The sequence below is a fragment of the Bacillus sp. MUM 13 genome (genome assembly GCF_001866725.1).
In the GTDB taxonomy this organism is placed as follows: Bacteria; Bacillota; Bacilli; order Bacillales; family DSM-1321; genus Peribacillus.
Genome location: NZ_MLYQ01000036.1, coordinates 1 through 24492 on the forward strand (window position 1 = coordinate 1; position 24492 = coordinate 24492).

Below are 24492 nucleotides of genomic sequence, written 5' to 3' on the forward strand. Positions count from 1 at the left end.
TGCGGGGTCTCACCTTCCCGCTAATCTCTCGCTTTACACTACAATCACCCCGGTTTGACAACGGGCCCTTCACATCTTTAAGAAATGAACCTTTCTTTAAGATTGTTGTTTATTAATGGATTTTTTCAAGGCTATTTCATTGTTATATCGGTTTTGAATGGTGCGGAAGGTACCCACTGAAGCCCTAGTTTCATAGTAAAAAATTTAAGAAATCAGCCAAAAGGAAAGAGAAATGTTTTCTATCACTATAGCTTTTAAAAGTGATCCAGTGAGTTCGGGTGAGGTTCTCACTAGATTATACATTTATTTAAAAAGTAAAATACCAAGATATATGGCAGTGCCCCACATGACAATTGCAGAAGCTTTGTTAAGCAGGTTCAAGAAATTCCCCGATGGATCCATTTTGCCTGTTAATCTGCCGGCTATGCCCAGTCCATTGAACCAAAGCCAGGAAACCAGGACGCTTGTAAAGCCAAAAGCCAGTTTTGATGCCCCTTCATAATGCAGAGAGCTGGTACCGATCACTCCGGCTGTATCCAGTAAGGCATGAGGATTCAGCAGCGAAACAGATAAAGCAAAAGTTATCTGTTTTTTAGCACTTAATTTTTCATCAGTGACGCTATCAGCTTGCTTAGATTTGCTTTTCCAGGTTACAAACCCCATAAAAATCAAGAAGAAAATGCCCCCAGAATAAAGTGCAAGCTTAATTGGTGTGTATTCAAAAACCATGACGGAGACACCCAGTATGGACATTGAGATGAGCAAGGTATCACATATTGCGGCTGTGAAAATGGCAGGCAAAGCTTTTGAATATCTGGGCTGAATGGCTCCTTGATTGAATACAAATATATTTTGGACTCCCAATGGAAGGATTAACCCCAATGACAGGATAAAACTATGTATCGCTGCTTCTAGCATAAATGAACCTCCGAATTTTAAGATGCTTATAGTGTAAAGGATGGATGGCGATATGTCTTTAAGATAATAAATAAATGTAAATGAAGTATAAAAACACTTTTATTTCCTAAAATGAACACAAGGGGAAAAATCTAAAGCAGGTGAAAAAATGGAAGTTAGCCTAGAAGTTTACATGAACAGCAAGGGAGGCAGGTTTATGAGGAAAAGCTCTTTTTCAGTAAAGCTCTCTGATTATAAAAAAAATCCTGATGAAGCGGCTGCAATTGCTGCATATGAGTGGATACAGAGGATTAAAGAAGAGCATATAGAATTTACTGTAGAGAAAGTGATGTACAATGGTGAGCATGACATCACCAGGATTGTCAAACAGCTAAAACCCGTTTTTCCGGATAATCTGCCTTTTTAATAAGCATGCAGTATGAGTAGGGTGCAGCAGCTAATTACCAATACGCTCAATGGCACTAAAGAATTGAAAGGTTCTTATCGTCTGTCTGCACTCTGCTTTTCGCAGTGGTTCGGCGCCCATATAATAATTTGAAAAGACAGCTACGAAAAGAAGCTGCCTTTTTTAATACGTTTTGTTAATGTTACATCCGGTTTTGGCCAATAATTGAGCGGCGCGAAAGCAAGCATTAATTAACATAAAAGAATAATAGAACTTTCAATAAAATAACAGAAATTGCTGTTATCTTATTGTGATGAAATCTTTCTATAAATGAGTTTAATGGTTTCAATATGCATAGCTTCATGAAAAAAACTAAATAAGAATGCTTCTCCGGAAGTATATAGCTTTATGCCAGCTTTATTTGTGAATGGTTCTGGAAATTTTACATCCATGCTGCTTTCAAGGAAAGAGCGGATCCTGCTTTTTTGCTTTGAAAGTTCATCAGCAATCTCTGACATTGAAGGCGGAGCATCTGTCCAGTCAGCAGGCTTTGAACCGGCTTTGAAAAATTCTTCATATTCTTCCGGCAAGCTGCTTTCTTTACCTAAAAGCCCAAAAACGAGCTTTTCCTGAATAAAGGCAATATGCCCGAGGTTCCACCGGATACTATTGTTAAAGCCCTCTGGGACGATGTCTGCCGTTTCTTCCGGAAATTTTTTTATCAAGTTTTCAGTAATGCCGCGAACGGTTTCCATATGGCGGAAAATCAAATCTTCCAAAAAGATCCCTCCCTATAATCAGACTGTTTTCAATCCTGTCTGCAGATTGAATATAACATAATGACGAAATCATTCAAAAGAAAAAGAAAGGCTCTTTTCTTAAAGATTGTTTTTATTATAATATGTTTCTTTGTTAAGAGGTTAATTGGTTCGAAAGGTGCGGGACTTCTGTTTAGATTAGGGGAACAGGTTGCCTCCTTAGGTGCAGCCGAGAAGACACACTGCCCGGCTAGTGTAATACCAACATCCTGGAGCGGAAATCATCCAAAAAAGAAAACCGGGTTAGTGAGTTTTTATGTAATTGCGCGGAATATTCTGTATACTTAAGAAGCAGGTCAATCATGCGAGTTTATTAACTGCAGGGAAAATCTATGCAGTGCTTACATTGTGTACCTTTAGCAGGCAGCATGAAAGAGTTCTGGAATACATATTTTAAACGGCGGGGTGTCTTTATGTCTGATTTAAGCTTTGATGCTTCAATTTTCTGGATAACACTTTTTACTTTTATTCTGATTATCAGCTGTTTTTATTTTACCCTTACTTTTTTCCAGCATTTGCGCAATGGAGAGGAGCGGGAAATTAAACAATCAAAACAAGCAGCAGTAATATGTTTTGCATTGATGTTATTACTTCCTGTCTTTTATACTTTAATGGTTTCACGATAGTCATCACAGATACACTAATGAATGTAAAAATTAATGAAGTATCGCAAGAAGGCCGAAATACCCATATATAACTTTTGTGCAAATGAAAAAAAGCCGGTGATACCAGCTGTTATTTAAAATTATTTAATAGCGGGAGCAAGGATAGCCCATTGCCACCGCTAATAACTGCTAGTCTATTATTTTTGCAATGGCAGCTGCTGTTTCTTCAGGGTTCAATGTATCAGCGGAAATTTTCAGATGGTGATGGATGTATATTTCCTGGCGGGCTATAAACAGCTCGCGTATTTGCTCCATCGTTTTGTCTTGCAGGACAGGCCTGGTGCCGATAATTAATGGAATTCTTTCTTTCCAGAAGTCCCAGGACATCTCAATAAAAATAACAGTGCAATGAGCCAGGCACATCTCCCGGATTTCTTTCTGTAAAAAAGCTCCGCCTCCGACAGAGATAATGTACATCTCTTTTTGGCTGAACCGCCTTATCATCTCTTTTTCTTTTTCACGAAACGTCTTCTCACCGAATTTACAGAAAATCTCTGAAGCTGGCATTTGAAATTCTTTTTCTATTTCTTCATCAATATCAATAAAATGCCTGTGAAGCATTTCAGCCAGTTTTTTGCCGGCTGTGGTTTTGCCGGCACCCATAAATCCTATTAAAACAATATTTTTTACCCCCGCAGGGATTATATTTTGTTTCATTAAAAACCCTCTTTTCCATATTTCATCAGCACTTTAAAGTAATAAAAGTATAGTATATCAGCTGGATTTTGTAAAAGCCTAAATGATGAAAAATTAAGCCTGTTAATTGATTGGTTCATGAGTCTCATAGGTTTTACGATTCAGCCGAACAGGAAATGGAAAAAGTATATGGCTGCATAGATTAGCCTTTCAAAGTGCTGAAGAGGTACACATTCCGCCCAGTTGAAAGCGGGCATCCTGGAACAGAAAACAGCAGCCTTGTTTCAAGCAGCAAAGTTTACGAAAAAGCTTTAAATATTTAGTATTTTATGGTAATTTATATATGAGATGTAAAGAAAGGGGAATCTATTCAAATGTGGAATACCTTGAAATGATTAGTTAATTGGATAGAGACAGCTGCGATCCTTGATTAATAGGGATACGTTTATTTGTCTATCTTAAATCATTCAAGGGATACATGGTGCGGATAATTTTATTCCCATTGCCAAGCAGATACCTTTGTATATCTGCTTTTATTTATGGGCAAAAAAACATCTCTATTCATATAAGCATAGTGTCCCATTAAAGGGGAATATTTAATGAACTACGAAAACGAAGAAATATTAACTGGCGGGAATATCTCAAACGTATATCGTTCGGGGGATACTGTGCGGCGGGATCTAAAGCTGAATAGTCCCAAAATTCATAGATTGTTAAAGCATCTGGAGAACAAAGGTTACAGTAGTGCACCAAAATTTTTAGGTGTTGATGAAAAAGGAAGAGAAACATTATCATTTATTGAAGTTGAAGCTGGTAATTATCCTTTAAAAGAATATATGTGGTCAAATGATGCCTTAATAGAAATAGCGAAAATGCTTCGTCAATATCATGATGCTGTGAGTGACTTTCCTATATCAGATGACTGGGAACGGATGGATCATACTCCAAACAAAATAGAGGTTGTATGCCACAATGATTTTGCCATATACAATATTATTTTTAATCACAAAAGACCAGTGGGCATAATTGACTTCGATGCTGCTGGTCCTGGTCCAAGAATTTGGGACATAGCTTATACTCTTTACACTTGCGTTCCTTTAAGCAGGCATTATCATACTGAAACAGGTGAGGCTGTTTTTTATAATTCTTCACGGGATGCAGAAGGTAAAAAACAAAGAGTTAAGCTATTTTTCGAATCCTATGGAATCGAAAAATTAAAAGAGGATTATTTAGAGATGGTGTTGCTGCGTTTAGAAGGATTATGTAAACACATGATAAGAAAAGCCGGTGAAGGTGACATTGCTTTTCAAAAAATGATAGAACAAGGACATCTTGAGCATTATCAAAAAGATATTCAATTTATTAAAGAACATGGAAAAGAGTGGACGTAAGGGAGTTTAATTTAGCTGGCTAGAGGCTTTAGATAAATATAATAAAAGTAACCTTAAAAATTGAAAATGCAGGTGGCAGCGGCAAGCTTTTGTCATATTAATAAACCCGGCTATACGATAGCCGGGTTTTGCATTCAATCTTTGACAATCTTTGAAGGGTTATTAATTTTATATTTAGCTGGAACATCGAGGATAAATTCTTCTTCAGCATCTTTTCCCTTAGGAAGTGTTTTAGCGACAATTTTTCCGTCAAAGGAAAGTGATTCGCCAGGTGACAGCTCGAATTTTTTTAAGGTTTTGCTGTAGGAGCACCAGGCAATTCCCGCTTCAATAGGTTCATCCTGCTGAATAATAACATGTTCAAGTATGACAACTTCCTCATTTTCTTCTTTAAAATGATTATATGAAAGGGCAAATTGTTTTACACGAGCTGTAAAGTGGACCTTCTCTTCAGGAAGCTCAAGTTTCGGTGTTTTCTCTTTTTTAGATGAAGGGGAGGCAGGGTTAACCGTTTTTTCCTTTGACGGCGTTTTAGCAGGTGCAGCCTTTGCACGGACTGGCTTAACTGTTTCTTCATCAGGAGATCCTTTGGTTTCCTTGCCGAAATTAGGAGACTGCATGTCCTTTAGAAAGTCTGGGAAAATGCATGTCAGGTTTCCATCCTGAAATTCAACAACGAGGCTATTAAATTGGCCAGTTACACCGAATTCCTCATAGCCTTTAATGGTTACAAGGCGCTGGTAAGTTTTATCCTTGTACCAAAATTCCCTTTTTACTTCTTTGGTAGAGCTTAGCCCCCATTCTCTTACCTTTTCCTCGTAGTGGGACTCGTCTGTGAATATTATGTATTCTTCTTTTGGAGGTACATAGCCCGTTAGGCTGGAATCTTCAATATGCGGCAGGGTTATCGCCATAATTTCCATCCCTTTCCTTCTATTTATAGTGGAATTGTTCACAACTCTCTTTTATATTACGTATTGCTTGTTTAATTGCCTCTTTATCTCGTACAATAGAACAGAAGAATTTCCTCTTACTTTACTCCGTGCCTTCATTTTAACATGCCTCAATAAAGAATGGTAAATTTACATAACTGATGTTTATGGTGCAAAATTTTTCAATAATATATTCAGGATTGAAGGTAGGTAAAAATGACTCTGCAAGCATACTCTGGTTTTGATGCGAATGTAAAAAAACATTTCCGCAATTTTGATGAAGCTTCATCAGCAATCCTTGGTTTAATGAGCCAAATTATAGGAATCAATACCCTTTTCATAGCAAAAAATGATAAAAGTACAAATAATATTCTGAAGGTCATTAACAAAAAAAAACCGTTTGCTGGAGGAAGGATCATCTTTGCCATTTGAAGAAACATTCTGTAAATTGAGTGTGGATAATGGGAGAGAGCCGCTGATCATTCCTGATTTAACCCTCAGCGCGTTAACAAGGGATCTTGGTGTTACCATAAATTTAGGCGGAGGCTCTTTTATTGGAAGTCCCATTTATTATGAAAATGGCGAAAACTACGGTACCATTTGCGGACTTGATTCCAGAAGCTATACGTTTACGGAGGAACACCGGGATCTTTTCAACACGATGGCTTCCCTGCTGTCGTATGTGCTTGAGCTGGATAAAGCACATAAGCAAATTGAAAACCTTTCTGCACCCATCGTTCCGCTAACTAACGGAATCGCTATATTGCCAATTATCGGTGATATTGGGGAAGGACGGGCAAATTCGATTATTGCAGCTGCACTTCAATTTACACAGCAGGAAGAATTAGAGTTTTTATTTATTGATTTGTCCGGAATATCTAAAATTGATGAAATGATACAGAGTTACTTATTAAGCCTGGTAAAATTGCTGAGGCTGGTTGGGGTGGAACCGATATTGACAGGATTCCGGCCAGAGATGGCGATTAAAACCGTTCAATTGGATGCTGAAATGGGAGATCTTAAAATATTTTCTACCCTTAAGCAGGCGCTGGACAGGATTGGCTTTACATTTAAAGCAAAATGAGTGCAGTAGAAGCAGGTTTGCTTCTTTTAAAGAATAGACAATAAATAAATTAAATATTGATGAGCAAAAGCCTGAGTCCTCGAACTCGGGCTTTTTTAATTGCCGAAAGGCTGTTAAGAATTTCTTAAGGTTAAGGCCGTACAATGTGTTTATTAAGTTTACTGGACTGGTTCTTTAATCATTAAAAAACATGGCTGTTTTCGTAAACTTTGCTGCTGCGGAACAAGGTGGCTATTTTAACAATGAAACATATTAAAACCAGCAATGTTTAAGAAATGAGCCAAAAACACTGAATTGTATGGGATGGAGGAAGCTTCGATGAGAAGATTAGTCAAAGGGAAAATGGATTTCCTGCTGATGTTGATTATTTTGCTTTCAGTTTTTCTGAATTTTTATAATCTGAAGAATGCAGGTTCCAACAGTTATTATAGCGTTGCAGTGAAAAGCATGATGACAAATTTTCATGCATTCTTTTATGCCTCATATGATCCTGCAGGCTTTATTACGGTGGATAAGCCGCCGGTTGCTTTATGGATCCAAACACTTTGCGCATTGATTTTTGGATTCAGCGATTTTAGTGTGCTGCTTCCAGAAGCTGCAGCTGGCGTTTTTTCTGTATTTTTGCTGTATGGCATTGTCAAACCTTATTTTGGCAGGACAGCAGCTTTGCTTTCAAGTCTGGTGCTTGCGTGTTCACCTATTTTTGTGGCCGTTGTCCGGACGAATAATGTAGACAGTATTTTGATTAGCGTATTGCTTCTGGCAGCATGGGTGCTTATGAAATCAGTACAGAAGGAAAAACCTTCATGGCTGATGCTTAGTTTGGTTTTATTGGGCATTGGCTTTAATGTGAAAATGCTTCAAGCATTTATGGTTCTGCCGGCATTTTATTTGTTTTATTGGATATATGTAAAAATAGAATGGAAGAAACGGTTTCTGCATCTTTTTATAGCCACACTCGTTCTTTTTGCGGTGTCGCTTTCCTGGACAATTGCAGTAGATTCAGTACCTCAAAATAAACGGCCGTACATTGGAAGCAGCCAAACAAATTCAGTATTAGAGCTTGCTCTCGGATATAATGGAATCTCCCGTTTGACCGGCCAAAACAATGGAATGAATAATCAAAGCAAACAGCAAAATACCAATCTGGAGGATTCATTTAGCGGGTTTCAGTCTCACAATGGAGGGAACCCCGGGTACGATGGACAGGATAATATTCAGAAGGGTCCGGCTAATATGATGCGTCCTGTGCAGTCAGGCGGAATGTTTGGAACTGGAAATCCGGGAGTTCAGAGATTATTTTCAAAAGAGCTTTCAGGCCAAATCAGCTTTTTGCTTCCATTTGTATTATTCACAATGATTGGATTGATTGTCACATACAGAAAAGGCAAGGTGGTTACAAGGCAGCATAAGTTTGCCCTCTTTTGGCTCGCCTGGCTGATCCCGATGATGGTTTTCTTCAGCATCGCTGGATTTTTCCATCAATATTATTTAAGCATGATGGCTCCTTCCATTGCAGCCTTAACAGGAATTGGCTGGACTGTTTTATGGAAGTTATTCAGGGAAAACGAAGGGATGGGGAGGTGGCTGCTTCCTGGAGGTATATTGGCTTCGTTATTGTTTGAAGGTTTAATTGTCTATCAAAACAAAGAGAGTGTTTCACTTGGCTGGGTATTTGCCGCAATTGTTGCAGGATTGCTGTTATTTGTAACCCTTGCTGTATTCAGGGGACATAAACGGTATTCCCGCTGCCTTGCTTTAGCAAGCATTTTTTCCCTTTTGGCGATCCCTGCTTACTGGACTTGGATCACTATTAATAAAGCGGGTAATGCAATGATTCCAAGTGCCGGCCCGAGTGCATCATTTGCTGGAAGGAATGGCTTTAAACCGGATGGCGGGCAGGGCAGGGGAAGAGTTCTGCACCTCGAAAAAGGGCAATTTGCCAATGGGAATGCTGGATTTTCACATCAAAGAACGCAGCAGGGGAGCGTGCCTGAAGATTCAGCACCTTCCAAGTACCCAAAGAGCAATCTAAATGGAACGCCTCCTTTCTGGAAGATGGAAGATAAGACAGATAGTAAGCTGCTGAGCTTTTTGAAGAAAAATAGAAACAGTGAAACTTATATCCTGGCAGTTCAAAGCTCACAAGAAGCAGACTCCATTATGCTGCAGACAGATTATGCCGTCATGGCAATGGGTGGTTTCTCTGGAAACGATCCTGCATTAACTCCAGGAAGGCTGGCGAAATTAGCCCAATCAGGGAAAGTCAAATACTTTTTGATTTCAGAAAACGGAAGAGGAGGCGACAATCAAGGCAAAGTAAATGAATGGATCAGGAAGCACAGCAGGGCGGTTCCGGAAAGCGAATGGAAGAGCAGCAAAAAATCAGGCATGGTGCCGTTTAGCCGGAAGGGCAGCCAAAGCTTATATGAATATACAGGTAAATAAAACGGAATTAACTTTGAATCTGAATGGTAGGCATTACAGCAGATTTATCGTATAATAGGCGTTATCCTGAATCAGGAATAAAGTGAAAGCAAAGAGGAGGAAAAGTAATGCAAGTAGCGACGTTTGCCGGTGGCTGTTTTTGGTGCATGGTAAGCCCATTTGAAGAATTGCCCGGCATTGAGAGCATTATATCCGGCTATACGGGTGGACATGTGGAAAATCCTGCCTATGAAGAAGTGAAGAAAGGGACCACCGGGCATTATGAGGCTGTAGAAATCACCTTTGATCCTGAACTTTTTCCATATCAAAAGCTCCTGGATTTATTTTGGCCGCAAATCGATCCCACTGACGATGGGGGGCAATTTCAGGACCGCGGCACCCAGTACAGGACAGCGATATTTTTTCATAACGAAGAACAAAAACAGCAGGCAGTGGCTTCAAAAGAGAAAGTGGCCGGCAGCGGAATATTCAAAAAACCAATTGTAACAGAAATTCTTCCAGCAGCTGCCTTTTACCCTGCAGAAGAATATCATCAGGATTTCCATAAAAAAAATCCTAAGCATTATAAAGAAGACCGGAAACAGTCCGGCCGTGATGAATTTATCGCAGAAAACTGGGAAACTGCATCTAAATAACAAATGGAACAGCCGGACTGAAATCCGGCTGTTGTCTTTATATTGCATTTGCCTATAAGCGTTATATTACACTGTTTTTAACAGAGTTGGAATCTGCTGCATCTGTGTCAACTAACCAGGATATTGGAGTGACAATCGGTGAAAAATCACCATTTTGCTCGCCAATCCCCTGATTTCTCTTGTAGGATACAAAGATGTCAAATTGCTGGTTGGGTCCCATTGAGATGAATGACGAATTATCTATTGTATTGATTTTTAATGCAAAAAGGTTTACCACCATAGGTGAAAAAATCATCTTTATTCCTCCTGTTCCATTCATTCCGCATCAGCTGGCAGAACCCCTTGAGCGGGAAGTTTTACTTTAAGGAGTAAACTTTTCTGCTGCAGCGTCAAGCATATCACTGTCAGATAAAATACCTTTAAAATGGGTAAGCATGCACCCGAATCCTCCCTGCTGGCCAAAGCTTTGATTTTTCTTGGCGCTTACATATCTGCCGATTTTTACTGTGGAACCGACAGATACTGAACTGGACTGATCCATGCTTATGATGTTAACGCAGCTGATATTAAGCTGATCCCTTTTTATGCTCATAATATTTACTCCCTTCATACTGAACATGGAAATCTCCTTCTTATTACCATATTCCATTTCCAGAGGAAAGATGTTTATAGGATGAATTTTCTTATAAACGTTGATGGCAGCACATTCACGCCAAAATAAAGCTGTTATAAAAAGGCAGCCATGCTAATATGGGGATATAGGCTTATGACTAAATACCCACATAGGAGAATAAATGATGATAACAACTCTAAAAACCGACCATGAAATCTTGCAGTCACTTGTTGACAGTGCTGCTTTTTTTCAATCTGCAGCTAAGGAGGATATTGCCATATCCATATGTGACAGGGAAAAGTGGCTGCTGCAGCTGGATCATCACAATATCAAACTCGGCATAAAGGCTGGTGATCCAGTCTCAAAAGAAGATGAAGTCATTCAAAGCGCTTTGCGCGGTAACCAGGGCGCAGGCAGGCCTCCATTTGAAGTTTACGGCATTCACTTTTTTGGCAAAACAATTCCGATTTATAATGAAAATAGAATTATTGGCGCAATGGGCATGGCTTATAATATTGATATATTATTAAAATTGGAGGATTGCATTAAAAAGCTGAACTCTATTACAAGCAAGATTAAGAAGCTGATTACAAGTATTGTAGCTCAAGCGGGAGATCTTTCTGATACAAACAGCCAATTATATTCCTTTTCTGAAAAAGCAAGAGAAAACTCCGAAAATATTGACAGTATCTTAAAGGTAATTGAGCAGATATCACGGCAATCAAACATCTTAGGGCTTAATGCCAATATTGAGGCTGCCCGGGCAGGGGAAGCAGGAAAAGGCTTTAAAATTGTGGCAGAAGAAATCCGGAAAATATCGAAGGAAACGGAGAATTCCTCAGGTGAAATTAATGAATTCATCCAGGTGGTCAAAGATAATATTAACGAAATTAAAGAAGGCGTATCACACATCAGACAGTTAAACAGTATGCAGTCCGGTCTGATTGACGACGTAACAGCAACGCTTGAAAGCCTGACTGATATTATAGAAGTATTAAGTGAATACATAAAAATACTTGGATAATGAATATGAAATTTTCTCTGCAGCAGGACATAAGCGATTATATTTAAGAATGATTTGTCCTTAGTGTTTGCGTATATTTTATAATCAGGGCATGAAAAATCATGCCCGCTGATTTTTTTAGATGCTTTTTTTCATCCCGCAGGTACGGCACTCGCGGATAAATACAAATTCCTTAACGGAACTCTTGAATGTTGCATTATTGCAATTATCACACCGGCCGCTAATGGCATCTGGATAATCACTGTAATCGTAGATCACAGACGTATCTACCCCATTAAATTCTTCTGCTTCTTCAGTCAATTGACTCACCTCTTCAGGTTCTATGTTATCATATTTTCAGTATTACTATTTCAAATGTACTGGCAATAATCAATCTGTATTGGATTTTTAACTTTAATAATTACTGCAACTCTGCGGTATACCATACCTGCCTGCACAAATTTCTATAAGCATGGCTCCGAAAAATAACCCCCAGTTTAATATAAATACTGGTGAAGACCCAGTAAAAACGAGAAAACTCCATTTTTCACCTTATCATCTATAGCTCGACCAATGCATGATATGCAGCCGGGATGCCTACTTTGTAACAGGAGGGCATTAAGCTACTAAAGAACAGGTAGTGTAAAAAATTTATCTCTTATAAAACGGACTGTTTCTATAGGATATTGTGTATTCGCTCATTTCCACATTTATTCTCCGGAATGCTACAAGGAAGGGCCGTAAAATTGCAGGTAAAGGAAAAGGATGAAAAACAGCGGCGACCTTTATTATCGATGTTGTCTCATGGGTGCTTATTCATTCTGCAGGAGCCTATGTATCTGTAAGGCTCAGTGTAGGCTTTCTTGATTCTTTTCAATGGACTGACCTTGAAATGGTTATATACAGGAAGTTAAAGGTAAAAAGGTGGATTAATCCCGCTCCTGATAATGGGGACTGGGTTAAGGAGGCATAAAAAAAAGCAAAATAAACATAAAAAACAAAGAAGGTATCCGCATGTTTTTGCGTGAAACAAGACGGGCGGAAGTCTCTCACTGGTTTCAGCTCCTCCCTTCGCCGAATTGGATACGCAATATGCTTAAACATTCCGCTGATTGTCATACAGCGTTATAACCGTAATCGCCTTCTGAGAATTTCGGCGCGGCATACACGTCCGGCGCAAATTAAATGATGAATTACAGAGGAAACAGCTCCCGCTTATACAATGGCTAAAAAATGGGTGAACGTATATAGTCAAAATACATACGATAAAGTGTTGGAAGATTTATCTCCTAAACAAAACAGCCGGGAGGGATTTGTAATGGGTGATGGAGCAGGAATTGGATATGGTGGCGGCTTTGCTTTTGTAGTCGTTCTATTCATATTGCTAATTATTGTCGGATGCAGCTGTGGAGGCTACGGCGGCTACGGATATTAATAAATGTTTAAAAGCAGCTTGATTTTTATTCAGCTGCTTTTTTCCTGTTTATTTATACACCTGAATACCTTTAGAGCCTTAATGGTTTATCTAAGACTTTATCTGGACAGAAGGAGCAGCTTAAAGTAAATTTACATTAGGTGACGTAATCAAAAGGAGTTTGAATGATGAATAAAATGTTTGCAAGTGATAATAATTCTGGAATTCATCCCAAAATACTTAAAAGCATTTGTGAAGCAAATGAAGGACATGCAGCTTCATATGGCGGAGACTTATATACAGGGAAATCACTTGATGCATTTAAAAAGCATTTTGGCGAAAATATTTCGGTGTATTATGTTTTCAATGGAACTGGAGCAAATGTACTCGCTTTGAAGTCAATGACCCGGTCTTATCATTCGGTGATTTGCAGTTCCGTGTCTCACATTAACGGAGATGAAACAGGAGCGTTTGAAAATTTCACTGGCGGAAAGCTGATCACCTGCCCTTCTGCAGACGGAAAGATTACTGTCAGCGGGATAAAGGAACTATTGAAGCAGGCGGATTCCCCGCACCGCTCAAAGCCGATTGCGGTATCCATCTCGCAATGTACAGAGCTTGGAACGGTGTATACCAAAGAGGAAATCAGAACCATTGCCGATTTTGTCCACGAAAACAGCATGTACCTTCATGTTGATGGAGCACGCTTAAGCAATGCAGCTGCACATCTTCAGTGCAATTTAAAAGAAATCACTGCCGGCTGCGGTGTGGATGTCCTTTCATTTGGAGGCACCAAAAACGGATTAATGGCAGGAGAAGCTGTCGTATTCTTCAATCAGCACTTAGCACAGGATTTCTTATACATAAGAAAACACGGATTACAGCTTGCATCTAAAATGCGCTTTATCGCTGCTCAATTTGAATGCTATCTGAACGAAAATCTGTGGCTGGAGAATGCAATCCACTCTAATGCCATGGCTATAAAGCTTGCTGATGAGCTTTCAGCCATCCCAGGCTTCAGGCTTATACATCCAGTTGAATCCAATGCAGTGTTCGCTGTCATGCCGGATATTTGGATTAATAAACTGCAGGAAAAAATTGCGTTCAGCGTGTGGAATCCTGATTCATCAGAAGTGCGCTTGGTTGCTTCATTTGACACCTCTGATGAGGATATTCAACAGGTGAGAAAAGCAATTAAGGAAATTGCAGAAGAAATAAGCTGACTGCTTATATACCATCATCACTAGGCTTAAGGAATTTCCTTAAGCCTTTTTATTGATTATAATTAAGCGTAAAACTTATAATGAAATAAAAAATAAGTTTTTTGCTTGTTAAACAAATATAAATAATTTATCCTTAAATCAAGCAGGGAAGTGGAAAAGATGACACAAAAACAGCGTTTGGAAAAAATACTCGATTGGCTTAACGTGCAGTATGAGATTACTGCTGAAGATATTATGGATGAGTTTAAGGTTTCCCGGGATACAGCAAGGCGGGATTTAGTTAAGCTTGAGGAAGACGGGGAAATTGTCCGGGTAAGAGGGGGAGCCATTTTATCTTCTCATTTGCCGGCGGTCGCTCCATACCGGGAAAGGGAAATGCCGAAATCCAAAGAAAGTATTGCCAAAGAAGCAAGCAAGCTAATAAGAGACCATGATTATGTTCTTTTCGACACCTCCACTACAGTCGAGATGACAGCCCGGTTTATGACTAGCAAAAATATCACCGCTGTTACAAATTCAATTGATATTGTTCAGATACTAAGTGAAAGAGAGGGATATGATACTTATTTGACAGGAGGTAAATTCAACAGGTTTAACAGGAATTTTACCGGATTTTCCGCCTTTGAAGATCTGAAAAAATATAAAACAAATGTTTTATTTCTTGGCGCATGCGGAATAGGAGTAGATGGGCTGACTTCTCCCGGCGAAGAAGAGGCGCATGTGAAAAAGAGCATGATTGCATCATCGGAGAAAGTGGTTGTGCTTGCTGACTCCACTAAATTTCAAAAAAGATTTTTTCATGGTGTTTGCGGACTGTCTGATATCGATATTTTAATTACAAATACAGTTCCGCATCATGAGTTAAAACAGAAGCTTGAGTTATTAGGAATTGAATTGATTATTACAGAAATAGAAGGAGGATGAAGGGATGAATGCAATAAAAACGGGTTTGGCTGGTTATGGATTTTCGGGAGCTACGTTTCACGGTCCTTTTTTAAAAACTATGGAGGAGTTTGATATTGTTAAAGTAATGTCCTCCAAGCCTGAAAAAGTAAGAGAAGATTTAGGAGATATAGAAGTAGTTAAAGACTTTGATAGCCTTGTGGATGATCCTGATATTGAGCTTATAGTCATTACAACACCCAATCAGCTTCACTACAGTATGGCAAAAAAATCACTGCAGCACCATAAGCATGTGATTATAGAGAAGCCGATGGTCATCGATCCTGCAGAGGCAGAGGAACTCATTGCTCTTGCTGAAGAAAATAAGCTGATGCTCAGTGTATACCATAATAGACGCTGGGATAATGATTTTCTGACGATCAAAAAATTAATAGCTGAAGGCACATTAGGGGAAATTTCAACCTATGAAGCTCATTTCGACCGTTTTAGGCCGCAAGTCCGTGACCGCTGGAGAGAGAAAGCCGGTAAAGGATCTGGCATGCTTTATGATCTCGGTTCGCACTTAATCGATCAGGCTTTGCATTTATTCGGGGAGCCCCAATTTGTAATGGCTGATGTTTTTGCACAAAGAGAAAACGCAGAAACGGATGACTACTTTCACATTATTTTGGGGTATGAAACCTTGAGGGTAATTTTGCACTCAGGCTCACTTGTAGCTGACCAGGGACCACGCTATAAGGTGCACGGCAGCAAGGGGAGCTTCATAAAATTTGGTATAGACTGCCAGGAAGATGATTTAAAAGCAGGGAAAGTGCCGGGAAGCAAAAATTGGGGAAAAGATAAAAAAGAATGGTATGGAGAGCGGACTGTGATCAGGGATGGACAGGAGATTAAAGAAAGCGTGGAAACCGTTCCAGGGTCCTACAGCAGTTATTATCAAGGTGCAGCTGGAGCCATCAGAGAAGGAAAACCAAGCCCTGTCAGGGGTGAAGACGGACTGAAGACGATTAAAATCATTCAAGCAGCCCTTGATAGCAATCGGCAAAAAAGAGCGGTATATCTGAATGGAGAATGAAACTAAAATGGAAACCAGCGAAAAATTGGCAGAGATCTTAAAGCAGGAGCTAGAATTGCAGTTTGAACAATTTTCTCATGATACGGCTCTCTCGCTAGGGCAGATCCTGATAGATTTGGCCAAGAAGAGAAGAAAATCAATTGCGGTACAAATTTCAAAAAATGGGCAAAAGCTATTTTATCATGCCATGGACGGCACTAGCCCGGACCAGGAGCATTGGATCAGAAGAAAATCAAATGTGGCTGCGCGGCATAACCACAGCTCGTATTATATCAGATTATATAATGAGTCAAAGAATCGTTCCTATTTTGAGGCGTTTTCTGTAAGCCCTGAGGAATATGCGGTGCATGGGGGCTCCTTTCCTCTAGCTGTGAAAAATGCCGGTGTGATAGGGACCATTACTGTATCCGGCCTAACACAGGAGGAAGATCATCAGCTGATTGTAGATGGCCTTAAAAGAATTCTTCACTCCTGATAGAAGTGCCATCTCTTACCATACAGAGATGGCACTGTTTTTTTTTGTTTTCACACCACTGAAAGCTCTGGATATGAACCCATTATGAAGCGGCATAGTGCAATCTCCGGATTTTTATGAGGGAATAAACAGGAAATTGCTAGATTGATAAATATTTACTAAAATTTTTACTTGCATATTTTATTATTTTAGAATAGGGTAAAAAAGAATGTTTAACTAGAAAGGGGCTTTACATATGGAACATGCAATCTTTCATCCCAAATTAATTGATTATTTGATTATTTTGGTCTACTTCGCTTTTGTGATTTTAGTAGGTTTTGCTTTGAAAAGCAAAATGAAAACAGGCAACGATTTTTTTCTATCCGGCCGTTCAATACCTGGCTGGATTACCTCCCTGGCATTTTTGTCTGCGAATCTGGGTGCGATAGAAATGCTGGGGATGGCGGCAAGCGGCTATCAATATGGAATGATGACGATTCATTATTACTGGATCGGCGCGATTCCTGCGATGCTGTTTCTCGGTGTATTTATGATGCCGTTTTATTATGGATCAAAAGCCCGGTCAGTACCGGAGTATTTAAAATTCCGCTATAATGAAGCGACAAGGGGATTCAACGCCATTTCTTTTGCAGTCATGACTGTACTGATGTCAGGTATATCCCTCTATGCTATGGCATTGATCCTTAAAGTGCTTCTTGGCTGGTCGATGAATTTCAGTATCATTCTTGCTGCAGCAATAGTTTTGGTATATGTAGGAATTGGCGGATTAACCTCATCCATCTACAATGAAGTCATTCAGTTCTTCCTTATCTGGATTGGTTTGCTTCCGGTCACCATTTTATCACTGATAGATATGGGCGGATGGAAGGGATTATTGGCAAAGCTTCCGGAAACATACACACACATTTGGCAGGGCACATCAACAGCGGCCGGAAATGGTATGCATGTGGAGTGGATCGGCATTACGCTTGGCCTTGGATTCGTGCTTTCATTCGGATATTGGACAACCGATTTTCTAGTGGTGCAGCGTGCGATGGCTGCAAAGGATATGACTGCGGCCCAAAACACACCGATCATTGCATCTTTCTTTAAAATGGCGATGCCTATTTTAACTGTGGTGCCAGGACTTGCAGCACTTGCTTTACTTCCTAAGCTTGGACCGACAAGCCATGCTGGAAATTTCGATATGGCATTGCCGCTTTTGATGGCAAAATATTATCCGACCGGACTGCTGGGGCTGGGAATTACAGCACTGCTGGCATCATTCATGTCAGGCATGGCAGGAAATGTAACAGCTTTCACTACTATTTGGACATATGATATATACCAGGCTTATCTTAAAAAAGAAGCTAGTGATAAGCACTACTTGTTTATGGGCCGGCTTTCAACGATTGTCGGAGTAATCATAAGTATTGGAACTGCTTATATTGTAATGGGCTTCCCAAGCATAATGGATTATATGCAAACGCTTTTTGGCTTCTTCAATGCACCATTATTTGCTGTATTTCTTCTTGGAATGTTCTGGAAAAGAGCGAGCGCGTGGGGCGGATTCTTTGGTCTTGTTACCGGAACATTTACGGCCTGCGTCTTGTACTATGGCCTTCCTGAAGACTTCTTTGCAAGTCCTGCAGCAGGAAACTTCTGGAGAGCATGGTGGGCTTTCTTTGGAGCCATTGTGGTGGAAATCATCGTAAGCCTTCTTACTAAGCCAAAATCGCATTCCGAATTGAAAGGTCTTGTATACGGGCTCGGCGATAAGCTTTCACACAAACATCTTTCATGGTACAGAAATCCGAAAATATTGGCTGTCATTTCATTGATTATTTTTATCATCATTAACATTTGGTTCTTTTAAGGAGGAAAAATATCATGAAAAAAAATATTTTCCTGGATATCCGTATAAATATCGGACTTATTTTCTTAATTATTGGGCTCATTCTTGTCATTTCAGGCATCATATCTCCGCCAACTCTGAAATCGCTTCACGGTCTTAATATCAATCTGATCTGGGGAGCTGTAACAGCAGTCATTGGCGTGATATTTTTGCTGCTGTATGTAAAAAGGCCAAATATCGACTAATATTTAAAAAAACCTATCCTTAATTGGATAGGTTTTCTTAGTTTGCGAATTTTATAGTGTTTTACAGAAGCATAGCATATATTTAAAGTAAGGCTCATTTCTTAAAGATTGCGGTTTTTTAATATGTTCTGTGAAGGTATTCTGTTGTTAAATCGGTTTGATTGGAGTGTAAGGTGCGAGATTCCTGCCTAGAATAGCGGGAAGCTGAGACTCTAAAAGCATGGCAATGGAGGCTCACCGCCCGTTCACTGAAAACGGGCCTCCTCTAGCGGAAATCAACCGCTAGTTAATAGCGGCAAAGTTTACGGAAACAGCCTAAAGTAATAATGCTTTTGAAGGGAGTTATTAAGACATGCAGCGGATAAAGTGGTTAATTTTGAAGTTTCTCAATGAGCCCTTATGGTTTAAAGCTTTAATTTGTGCTTCATTATTATTTTCGGTTATTTTCAGCAATTCCTATTTCTCTTATAATCCCTTCTTTCAAAGCGTATCTAAATTGGCTGCATGCATCTTTTTTTGCGCATATGGAATTAGAATGAGGAGCAATCAAAAAATCGCTATAATCTTCTTCGCAGCAGCTGCTTATTGTATCTATTTGTCCCTTAAAGCAGTAATAACTATCTGATACAATGGCGATCACCATTGTGTGCAATATGGTGTTTTAAGGTGTCTTGAGCTCTTTATAGAAGTTTGCACCATTCGCCGGTATTGCTTTGCATTGAAGGACTCAAAAATGCAGATAAAGAAAGCCTCTAAAGGAACCCCCCCCCCGTTAAGGTTCTTGTTTGAAATAGTTTATAAAACGATGAAAAGGACATTTAGATAGCGAAGTATCATCATCCCTTAAAAAATATTGCTTCCATTCGTAATTGTCTTTCTTTCCATAAAGGTTTAAATCTTTATGGATTTCTATAGTATCGTAATCAGCCAATCTTTTTCGCACATGCAGCTTGATTCTATCTGCATGTGATGCCGATTTATTAAACTCCTTCAAAACCCATCTTGGTGTAATGGCGAGCATCATAAAATCAAAATGCCTGCTTTTTCTATTAATATGGGCTGGAGTTGCACAGTACATGAAATATGGTTCACCATGAAAACAGAATTCCCAAATGGGATTATGCGGGTTATCAGGTATATCTTGAGGCCACTTGCTGCTATCCAATTCGCTCAGCTTGTTCAGATGCTGCCAAAACAGCTGTTCATATTGCTGGACATTAAACGTTTTAATCATGCTTTGGGGTGTATTGAAAAAAATAATAAGAGATGTGTAATTTCCGAAATGTCTTGAGTTCTTGCTGAAATCTTCTAATAGCAGGGCCAGCTCCCGGGCTGAACATTCTTTTCTTGGATCACCTGCAAATCCATATCTAAGATGATTTAATGAAAAGCCGATTGTTGCAGGAATACATGGAAAAGGGTTCTTTCTGTCTGTCATTTTTTCTTCAAACTTTAAAAGCGCTATTTTCTCCCAGTCAGCAAGCTGGCTCCTTAGGGAGGGCTCATCAGTAAATAGACCTTTAATCATGATCACCTCGCAATTGCTTGAATATTATATTCAAGCAAGCTGCCGGCCGGTGAATGTCCAATTGAAATTTCGGATAATTCCATTTATTTCAATGTAATGGATGCAAAATAAGCGTAAGATCTTGAATGTGCGTTTCGCATTAAAAATTTTCAGAAAAAAGGGAGTGAATGTGGTAAGAGAGCAGGGGGATTACATCTAAGTAATTTCGTTTTAGGCAAAGATTATTAAATGGAAAATAGGGGGAATGAGGACCTTAAGTGCAAAACTGGAGTTGCCAAATGGTATGAAAGCAGCCATCAAGGGGGATAGGAAAACCTCAGTGATGGCTGCTTCATTGTATTACTGATACATTCTATTAAGAAACCAATATTACAAAGATGTTTCTTTCTTACTGTCTTGTATGGCCGCTTCAATAGCCGAAATGGTTGATTCTATATTATTATAAGTTTCTATTATAAGTGTTTTTATATATGTTAACTCGTAGCAGCTATTTTTGTAGCAGACAGACAATAACTGCTGTTGGCTATCATCATTAAAGGTCAGGGATATTTGACATTCATGATATTGCTTCAAGGTTTCTAGCATGGTTCTAATGTGGTCTTTGGACATGTATTCTATGTCTCCCTTCTTTAACAGAGGGAAAGTGACTAAGAAAAGTCTGGTAGAACCCCATATAATTGTTAATAGAACTAATCATAACATAGATATGTTATTTATGATAGGGAAGCAGTTTTTTTGTTCATTCCATGGTTTATTATATCAGCTTAAAATGCTGTAATTGTCTTTCCCGGTTATAACCTTACTGATCTGGTAACTGCCGTAATGGCCTTTCCGCCTTGCCCCTGGAAAAGATTTGAGCAAATGAAAAAAGCCTTCTCAATCGGAAGGCTGAATATCTTTAAAAAGCTTATTCACAGCTGGAATATCAGCTGGGGCCCAATTCAAAGAGGGGAGATTTCGCCTGTGAAGCCAAATCAGTTTGGAATGCTCACTAGGTTTTGGTTCACCATCAATAATTTTGGAGATAATGCAAATGAGCTGTATGGTAAAACCTTCATATTCATGGGTATTTTCATGGTAACATTCTTTTGTTTCAATGGTACAATTTAATTCCTCGTAAATTTCCCTCTTTAATGCAGAAAAAATGTCTTCATTTCCTTCCACCTTGCCCCCTGGAAATTCCCACAAATTAGGAATGGACATATCTGGTGACCGCAGAGCACAAAGGATTTCGTTTTGATCATTTTCAATTATAGCTGCGACAACTTTGATTTGTTTTTTCAATTTAAAATCCCCCTTAGTAAAACTGAGTCTTTATCTTATCATTTTTAGCCGGTTAAAGGTCTTCTTTACACATCTCTGAAAGCATTTGAAATTTCTTATTGACTTGAAACCCTTTCCATACATTATTCTTGCAATGAGACTTATTGATAAAGCATCACCGACAATGACCGGGGGTTATAATATGGAAAAGAAGATTGTGTTTTTTGATTTGGATGGCACTATTTTAAATGAAACTAAGCAAATACCGGAATCCACCAAGAAAGCTGTACAGATGCTTCAACAGAATGGAATTTCAACAGTGATTGCAACTGGCCGCGTGCCTATAATGTTTGAATGGATTTTAAAAGAACTGAATATAGATTCCTTTGTTTCTATAAACGGCCAGTATGTTGTATATGAAGGCAGCGAAATTTATACAAACCCGATGGATGCAGAAATGCTTGCTGACCTGACAAATGCTGCTTCTGGCAAAGGCCATGCTATCGCTTATTGCGGCAGCCATGCGGTAAATGCAAGTGAAGAAAACCACGAATGGCTGGCTGAAGGCCTTAAAACCATGAAATTGGGCTATCCGGTTGTTGATCGTGAATTTTATAGACACACACCTGTATATCAGGCACATCTGTATTGCGGCACTGAAGATGATAAATTGTACTCAGAATTATATCCCGGCTATAAATTTGTAAGATGGGGTGAAAATGCCTTTGATGTTCTTCCGGAAGGAGCATCCAAGGCAATCGGAATCGAAAAAATGCTTAAAGCAGCCGGCATAAAGAATGAAAACAGCTACGCCTTTGGTGACGGCTATAATGATATTGAAATGCTTGAAGCAATCGGCACAGGCATTGCTATGGGAAATGGGGTGGCTGAAGCCAAGGAAGCCGCTGATATGGTCACAGATTCCTGCTCAGAAGACGGCATTTACAATGCTCTGCTCAAGCTTGGCTTAATACAAAAAAATGAAGCCGTATCCACTGTTCAGAAAGTATAAGATGTAAAAAAGCCTCAAACTGAAGAAAGCCTTTGCTTAGGGTAGCAAAGGCTTTTTGCTGTGTACCTTTTTTGCCGCTTAACAGCCAATGACTAAATCCAGCAACATCTCTCTATGTTTCTTTTTCTTTATAAGCAAGTAGTGCTGCAAAATGAAATTGGATATGTGAATTCTAACGTTTTTAGGTGCTGAATGGAAATTTATAAAACTTTTTTACTGATGATGCTACTTTTCTCTTCCAGAAGGATATAAGAAGTATGAAACAATTTTCTTAGTTACGGAAGCCTTACCGGAGACATTCATGATCAATAATGAATGTTTTTAAATACCTCTAAGCAAGGTATTCTAGTAATAGGAGGAGTAAAATGAATATGACTAAAATAGAATTATTGCAGATTTTGAACAAAATAGCCGATTACTATGAATCTTTTTCTTTCAACAAAAGAAAAATTGAAAGCTGGCATGACGTTTTAAAGGATGCAGATGAAAAAAGGGTGGAAAAAAATCTTCATAATTATGTGAAAAATTACTCTGACCCTCCAAAAATAGCTGATTTGCTGCGACAAGAGAAATCGAGGGATATACCTGATGCAAGAGAGACCAAGGATAGCATAAAAACAGTGGGAATTCCTTCGACACTTGACGTGGTACAGCAGGAATTAGCAAATCTAAGAAATATTCTTGGCATTCACCGGTAAAATCTTTACTAATAAATTCAGAGAGGAAAGTCTCAGGGTCCTATAAATATACTGTCATATTAAATAAGAAATAAATGCTGGATTAATGAAAAAAAATATACCAAAACGATTGTGATGGTACTATAAAATAGTAATGATAATAATCTTTTATAAAAGTGGGGGTTTAAAGTGATAAAGAAAATACATATACCGTCAAATCTGCTTAAAGACAAAGCCAGACATGTAAACGTATATCTGCCCTGCAGCTATCAAGAAGAAAAGAGGGAATATCCTGTCCTTTATATGCATGACGGACAAAATGTTTTTCATGATAAAGAAGCGATTGGCGGGGTTTCGTTAGGTCTGGAGGAATACTTGGAAAATAATAAACTGGAAGTCATCGTAGCCGCGATATATCAGAATAGCGAGCAGCGTATGAATGAATATTGTCCATGGCCTATTGGCAGGTACAGTAAAGAGATAATGGGAAAAGGCGGTGATTTCGGAGGAGAAGGAGGAAAATATGCGGAATTCATCGTGAAAGAGCTGAAGCCATATATAGATACAACTTTCAGAACTTTGCCTAATGAGACCGCCCTGGCCGGCATATCACTGGGAGGCTTGATATCATTATATTCAGCATGCAAATATCCCGAAATTTTCAGGCATATAATCGTGCTGTCATCTGCTTTTTTCAGAAATCAGGAGGAAATAGAAAAACTGGTGGAAAGCTCTGATCTGAGTTCAATAAAAAGCTTTTATGGTGATTGCGGCACAGAAGAGGCAGGAAAAGATGAAACACTCAGCAAACTATTTTCAGCATCAAATCAATCTGTTTTTGAACTTATTAAAAAGAAAATCCATTCTGCGAGGTTTTGTACCATTCAAGGAGGAGAGCACACTTATAGTGATTTTAGAAAAAGAGTGCCAGAATTGTTTACTTTTTTATGATGTGCTTTATACAGTCAAAGAACTGGAAAATCCCCTTCTAAAAGCTGATGTACTTTTTCAGCTTTTTTTATTTTGGCTGTTTTCGTTAACTTTGCCGCTATGCAACAAGTTGGTTGATTTCCGATTCAGCATGCACGCGGTAAGTCTCCTCAGCTGCACGTGGCCTGATCAAGAGAACATATTAATAGACTTTTAGAATAGAACATTTTTTTTCGTTTTTCATGCTTATCAGTTTATGGATAAATATGTTAAAATTAGGGTGAATCAAAATCTGGACCTCAGAATCCCAATTAGTTTTTTGATATTGATTGAAGGCAAGGTTTCTTTGAAGTGAAGCTTGGTTGCCCATTTCAGAGCCTTCGGT

At 39.0% G+C, this 24492-nt stretch carries 28 protein-coding genes; 18 read left to right on the forward strand and 10 right to left on the reverse strand.

Annotated features, from left to right (window positions below; translation table 11 throughout):
- Positions 1-303: 303 nt before the first annotated feature.
- Positions 304-918: a LysE/ArgO family amino acid transporter gene (locus BIV59_RS10720; protein ID WP_071351477.1), complete on the reverse strand. Its 615-nt coding sequence runs from the start codon at positions 916-918 to the stop codon at positions 304-306.
- A 196-nt stretch (positions 919-1114) separates the two neighbouring features.
- On the opposite strand from BIV59_RS10720, the gene BIV59_RS10725 reads away from it, so the two are divergent.
- Positions 1115-1324, forward strand: coding sequence for a hypothetical protein (locus BIV59_RS10725; RefSeq protein WP_083392133.1), 210 nt, complete (start codon positions 1115-1117; stop codon positions 1322-1324).
- Between the two features lie 284 nt (positions 1325-1608).
- On the opposite strand, the gene BIV59_RS10730 is transcribed toward BIV59_RS10725, so the two are convergent.
- On the reverse strand, positions 1609-2082 hold the full coding sequence (locus tag BIV59_RS10730; protein WP_071351479.1) for a DinB family protein: 474 nt from the start codon (positions 2080-2082) through the stop codon (positions 1609-1611).
- A 407-nt stretch (positions 2083-2489) separates the two neighbouring features.
- Here BIV59_RS10730 and BIV59_RS10735 point away from each other — a divergent pair, with 407 nt between their 5' ends.
- Positions 2490-2747: a hypothetical protein gene (locus BIV59_RS10735; RefSeq protein ID WP_240501887.1), complete on the forward strand. Its 258-nt coding sequence runs from the start codon at positions 2490-2492 to the stop codon at positions 2745-2747.
- A gap of 168 nt (positions 2748-2915) precedes the next feature.
- Here the strand turns inward: BIV59_RS10735 and BIV59_RS10740 are convergent, their stop codons facing one another.
- The gene (locus tag BIV59_RS10740) at positions 2916-3443 is read right to left on the reverse strand and encodes a shikimate kinase (RefSeq protein WP_071351480.1); all 528 of its coding nucleotides are present in this window, start codon (positions 3441-3443) and stop codon (positions 2916-2918) included.
- Between the two features lie 578 nt (positions 3444-4021).
- Here BIV59_RS10740 and BIV59_RS10745 point away from each other — a divergent pair.
- On the forward strand, positions 4022-4813 hold the full coding sequence (locus BIV59_RS10745; RefSeq protein ID WP_071351481.1) for a phosphotransferase: 792 nt from the start codon (positions 4022-4024) through the stop codon (positions 4811-4813).
- A 134-nt stretch (positions 4814-4947) separates the two neighbouring features.
- Here BIV59_RS10745 and BIV59_RS10750 read toward each other — a convergent pair whose 3' ends face one another.
- On the reverse strand, positions 4948-5727 hold the full coding sequence (locus BIV59_RS10750; RefSeq protein WP_071351522.1) for a hypothetical protein: 780 nt from the start codon (positions 5725-5727) through the stop codon (positions 4948-4950).
- Between the two features lie 234 nt (positions 5728-5961).
- On the opposite strand from BIV59_RS10750, the gene BIV59_RS24035 reads away from it, so the two are divergent.
- From BIV59_RS24035 to msrA, 4 genes are all read left to right on the forward strand, one after another.
- On the forward strand, positions 5962-6177 hold the full coding sequence (locus BIV59_RS24035) for a hypothetical protein (protein ID WP_240501888.1): 216 nt from the start codon (positions 5962-5964) through the stop codon (positions 6175-6177).
- Positions 6167-6829, forward strand: coding sequence for an STAS domain-containing protein (locus BIV59_RS10755; protein WP_240501889.1), 663 nt, complete (start codon positions 6167-6169; stop codon positions 6827-6829). The genes BIV59_RS24035 and BIV59_RS10755 overlap by 11 nt, the downstream gene beginning before the upstream one ends.
- Before the next feature lie 318 nt (positions 6830-7147).
- Positions 7148-9277, forward strand: coding sequence for a glycosyltransferase family 39 protein (locus BIV59_RS10760; RefSeq protein ID WP_071351482.1), 2130 nt, complete (start codon positions 7148-7150; stop codon positions 9275-9277).
- A gap of 107 nt (positions 9278-9384) precedes the next feature.
- A complete protein-coding gene (gene msrA, locus BIV59_RS10765; protein WP_071351483.1) occupies positions 9385-9912 on the forward strand; it encodes a peptide-methionine (S)-S-oxide reductase MsrA in 528 nt (175 codons plus the stop codon).
- A gap of 61 nt (positions 9913-9973) precedes the next feature.
- On the opposite strand, the gene BIV59_RS10770 is transcribed toward msrA, so the two are convergent.
- Entirely contained in the window at positions 9974-10207 is a 234-nt protein-coding gene (locus tag BIV59_RS10770; protein WP_071351484.1) for a hypothetical protein, read from the reverse strand.
- 66 nt (positions 10208-10273) lie between these two features.
- A complete protein-coding gene (locus tag BIV59_RS10775; RefSeq protein WP_139194353.1) occupies positions 10274-10504 on the reverse strand; it encodes a hypothetical protein in 231 nt (76 codons plus the stop codon).
- Positions 10505-10709: 205 nt separating this feature from the next.
- On the opposite strand from BIV59_RS10775, the gene BIV59_RS10780 reads away from it, so the two are divergent.
- Positions 10710-11549 (forward strand): methyl-accepting chemotaxis protein, encoded by an 840-nt coding sequence (locus BIV59_RS10780; protein WP_071351486.1) that lies wholly within the window; start codon positions 10710-10712, stop codon positions 11547-11549.
- Positions 11550-11666: 117 nt separating this feature from the next.
- Here the strand turns inward: BIV59_RS10780 and BIV59_RS10785 are convergent, their stop codons facing one another.
- The gene (locus tag BIV59_RS10785; RefSeq protein ID WP_071351487.1) at positions 11667-11849 is read right to left on the reverse strand and encodes a DUF8096 family protein; all 183 of its coding nucleotides are present in this window, start codon (positions 11847-11849) and stop codon (positions 11667-11669) included.
- 997 nt (positions 11850-12846) lie between these two features.
- Between BIV59_RS10785 and BIV59_RS10795 the strand changes: the two genes are divergently transcribed.
- The 7 genes from BIV59_RS10795 to BIV59_RS10825 all read left to right on the forward strand — a co-directional run bounded on the left by BIV59_RS10795 (position 12847) and on the right by BIV59_RS10825 (position 18697).
- Complete coding sequence (locus BIV59_RS10795) at positions 12847-12963, forward strand: YjcZ family sporulation protein (protein ID WP_071351489.1); 117 nt, start codon at positions 12847-12849, stop codon at positions 12961-12963.
- Between the two features lie 167 nt (positions 12964-13130).
- On the forward strand, positions 13131-14165 hold the full coding sequence (locus tag BIV59_RS10800; protein ID WP_083392124.1) for a threonine aldolase family protein: 1035 nt from the start codon (positions 13131-13133) through the stop codon (positions 14163-14165).
- A gap of 159 nt (positions 14166-14324) precedes the next feature.
- Entirely contained in the window at positions 14325-15089 is a 765-nt protein-coding gene (locus tag BIV59_RS10805) for a DeoR/GlpR family DNA-binding transcription regulator (protein WP_071351491.1), read from the forward strand.
- Positions 15090-15093: 4 nt separating this feature from the next.
- Entirely contained in the window at positions 15094-16143 is a 1050-nt protein-coding gene (locus BIV59_RS10810) for an oxidoreductase (protein WP_071351492.1), read from the forward strand.
- A complete protein-coding gene (locus BIV59_RS10815; protein ID WP_083392125.1) occupies positions 16133-16618 on the forward strand; it encodes a heme-degrading domain-containing protein in 486 nt (161 codons plus the stop codon). The genes BIV59_RS10810 and BIV59_RS10815 overlap by 11 nt, the downstream gene beginning before the upstream one ends.
- Before the next feature lie 235 nt (positions 16619-16853).
- Positions 16854-18473 (forward strand): sodium:solute symporter family protein, encoded by a 1620-nt coding sequence (locus BIV59_RS10820; protein ID WP_071351493.1) that lies wholly within the window; start codon positions 16854-16856, stop codon positions 18471-18473.
- A gap of 14 nt (positions 18474-18487) precedes the next feature.
- Positions 18488-18697: a hypothetical protein gene (locus tag BIV59_RS10825; protein WP_205684389.1), complete on the forward strand. Its 210-nt coding sequence runs from the start codon at positions 18488-18490 to the stop codon at positions 18695-18697.
- Positions 18698-19469: 772 nt separating this feature from the next.
- On the opposite strand, the gene BIV59_RS10835 is transcribed toward BIV59_RS10825, so the two are convergent.
- The 3 genes from BIV59_RS10835 to BIV59_RS10845 all read right to left on the reverse strand — a co-directional run bounded on the left by BIV59_RS10835 (position 19470) and on the right by BIV59_RS10845 (position 21509).
- Positions 19470-20225, reverse strand: a complete 756-nt coding sequence (locus BIV59_RS10835) for a YqcI/YcgG family protein (RefSeq protein WP_071351495.1) — start codon at positions 20223-20225, stop codon at positions 19470-19472.
- Between the two features lie 369 nt (positions 20226-20594).
- A complete protein-coding gene (locus BIV59_RS10840) occupies positions 20595-20834 on the reverse strand; it encodes a hypothetical protein (protein ID WP_071351496.1) in 240 nt (79 codons plus the stop codon).
- A 267-nt stretch (positions 20835-21101) separates the two neighbouring features.
- Positions 21102-21509, reverse strand: a complete 408-nt coding sequence (locus BIV59_RS10845; protein ID WP_071351497.1) for a (deoxy)nucleoside triphosphate pyrophosphohydrolase — start codon at positions 21507-21509, stop codon at positions 21102-21104.
- 181 nt (positions 21510-21690) lie between these two features.
- Between BIV59_RS10845 and BIV59_RS10850 the strand changes: the two genes are divergently transcribed.
- From BIV59_RS10850 to BIV59_RS10860, 3 genes are all read left to right on the forward strand, one after another.
- Positions 21691-22500, forward strand: coding sequence for a Cof-type HAD-IIB family hydrolase (locus BIV59_RS10850; protein WP_071351498.1), 810 nt, complete (start codon positions 21691-21693; stop codon positions 22498-22500).
- A gap of 365 nt (positions 22501-22865) precedes the next feature.
- Positions 22866-23198, forward strand: coding sequence for a replicative helicase loader/inhibitor (locus tag BIV59_RS10855; protein ID WP_083392126.1), 333 nt, complete (start codon positions 22866-22868; stop codon positions 23196-23198).
- Between the two features lie 168 nt (positions 23199-23366).
- The gene (locus BIV59_RS10860; RefSeq protein WP_083392127.1) at positions 23367-24128 is read left to right on the forward strand and encodes an alpha/beta hydrolase; all 762 of its coding nucleotides are present in this window, start codon (positions 23367-23369) and stop codon (positions 24126-24128) included.
- The last annotated feature ends 364 nt before the right edge of the window (positions 24129-24492 follow it).

Coding starts and splice junctions, on each gene's coding strand:
- BIV59_RS10720 (WP_071351477.1), bottom strand. CDS start 918: ATGCTAGAAGCAGCGATACATAGTTTTATCCTGTCATTGGGGTTAATC.
- BIV59_RS10725 (WP_083392133.1), top strand. CDS start 1,115: ATGAGGAAAAGCTCTTTTTCAGTAAAGCTCTCTGATTATAAAAAAAAT.
- BIV59_RS10735 (WP_240501887.1), top strand. CDS start 2,490: ATGAAAGAGTTCTGGAATACATATTTTAAACGGCGGGGTGTCTTTATG.
- BIV59_RS10740 (WP_071351480.1), bottom strand. CDS start 3,443: ATGAAACAAAATATAATCCCTGCGGGGGTAAAAAATATTGTTTTAATA.
- BIV59_RS10745 (WP_071351481.1), top strand. CDS start 4,022: ATGAACTACGAAAACGAAGAAATATTAACTGGCGGGAATATCTCAAAC.
- BIV59_RS10750 (WP_071351522.1), bottom strand. CDS start 5,727: ATGGCGATAACCCTGCCGCATATTGAAGATTCCAGCCTAACGGGCTAT.
- BIV59_RS24035 (WP_240501888.1), top strand. CDS start 5,962: ATGACTCTGCAAGCATACTCTGGTTTTGATGCGAATGTAAAAAAACAT.
- BIV59_RS10760 (WP_071351482.1), top strand. CDS start 7,148: ATGAGAAGATTAGTCAAAGGGAAAATGGATTTCCTGCTGATGTTGATT.
- msrA (WP_071351483.1), top strand. CDS start 9,385: ATGCAAGTAGCGACGTTTGCCGGTGGCTGTTTTTGGTGCATGGTAAGC.
- BIV59_RS10770 (WP_071351484.1), bottom strand. CDS start 10,207: ATGATTTTTTCACCTATGGTGGTAAACCTTTTTGCATTAAAAATCAAT.
- BIV59_RS10775 (WP_139194353.1), bottom strand. CDS start 10,504: ATGAGCATAAAAAGGGATCAGCTTAATATCAGCTGCGTTAACATCATA.
- BIV59_RS10780 (WP_071351486.1), top strand. CDS start 10,710: ATGATAACAACTCTAAAAACCGACCATGAAATCTTGCAGTCACTTGTT.
- BIV59_RS10795 (WP_071351489.1), top strand. CDS start 12,847: ATGGGTGATGGAGCAGGAATTGGATATGGTGGCGGCTTTGCTTTTGTA.
- BIV59_RS10800 (WP_083392124.1), top strand. CDS start 13,131: ATGAATAAAATGTTTGCAAGTGATAATAATTCTGGAATTCATCCCAAA.
- BIV59_RS10805 (WP_071351491.1), top strand. CDS start 14,325: ATGACACAAAAACAGCGTTTGGAAAAAATACTCGATTGGCTTAACGTG.
- BIV59_RS10810 (WP_071351492.1), top strand. CDS start 15,094: ATGAATGCAATAAAAACGGGTTTGGCTGGTTATGGATTTTCGGGAGCT.
- BIV59_RS10815 (WP_083392125.1), top strand. CDS start 16,133: ATGGAGAATGAAACTAAAATGGAAACCAGCGAAAAATTGGCAGAGATC.
- BIV59_RS10820 (WP_071351493.1), top strand. CDS start 16,854: ATGGAACATGCAATCTTTCATCCCAAATTAATTGATTATTTGATTATT.
- BIV59_RS10825 (WP_205684389.1), top strand. CDS start 18,488: ATGAAAAAAAATATTTTCCTGGATATCCGTATAAATATCGGACTTATT.
- BIV59_RS10835 (WP_071351495.1), bottom strand. CDS start 20,225: ATGATTAAAGGTCTATTTACTGATGAGCCCTCCCTAAGGAGCCAGCTT.
- BIV59_RS10840 (WP_071351496.1), bottom strand. CDS start 20,834: ATGTCCAAAGACCACATTAGAACCATGCTAGAAACCTTGAAGCAATAT.
- BIV59_RS10850 (WP_071351498.1), top strand. CDS start 21,691: ATGGAAAAGAAGATTGTGTTTTTTGATTTGGATGGCACTATTTTAAAT.
- BIV59_RS10855 (WP_083392126.1), top strand. CDS start 22,866: ATGAATATGACTAAAATAGAATTATTGCAGATTTTGAACAAAATAGCC.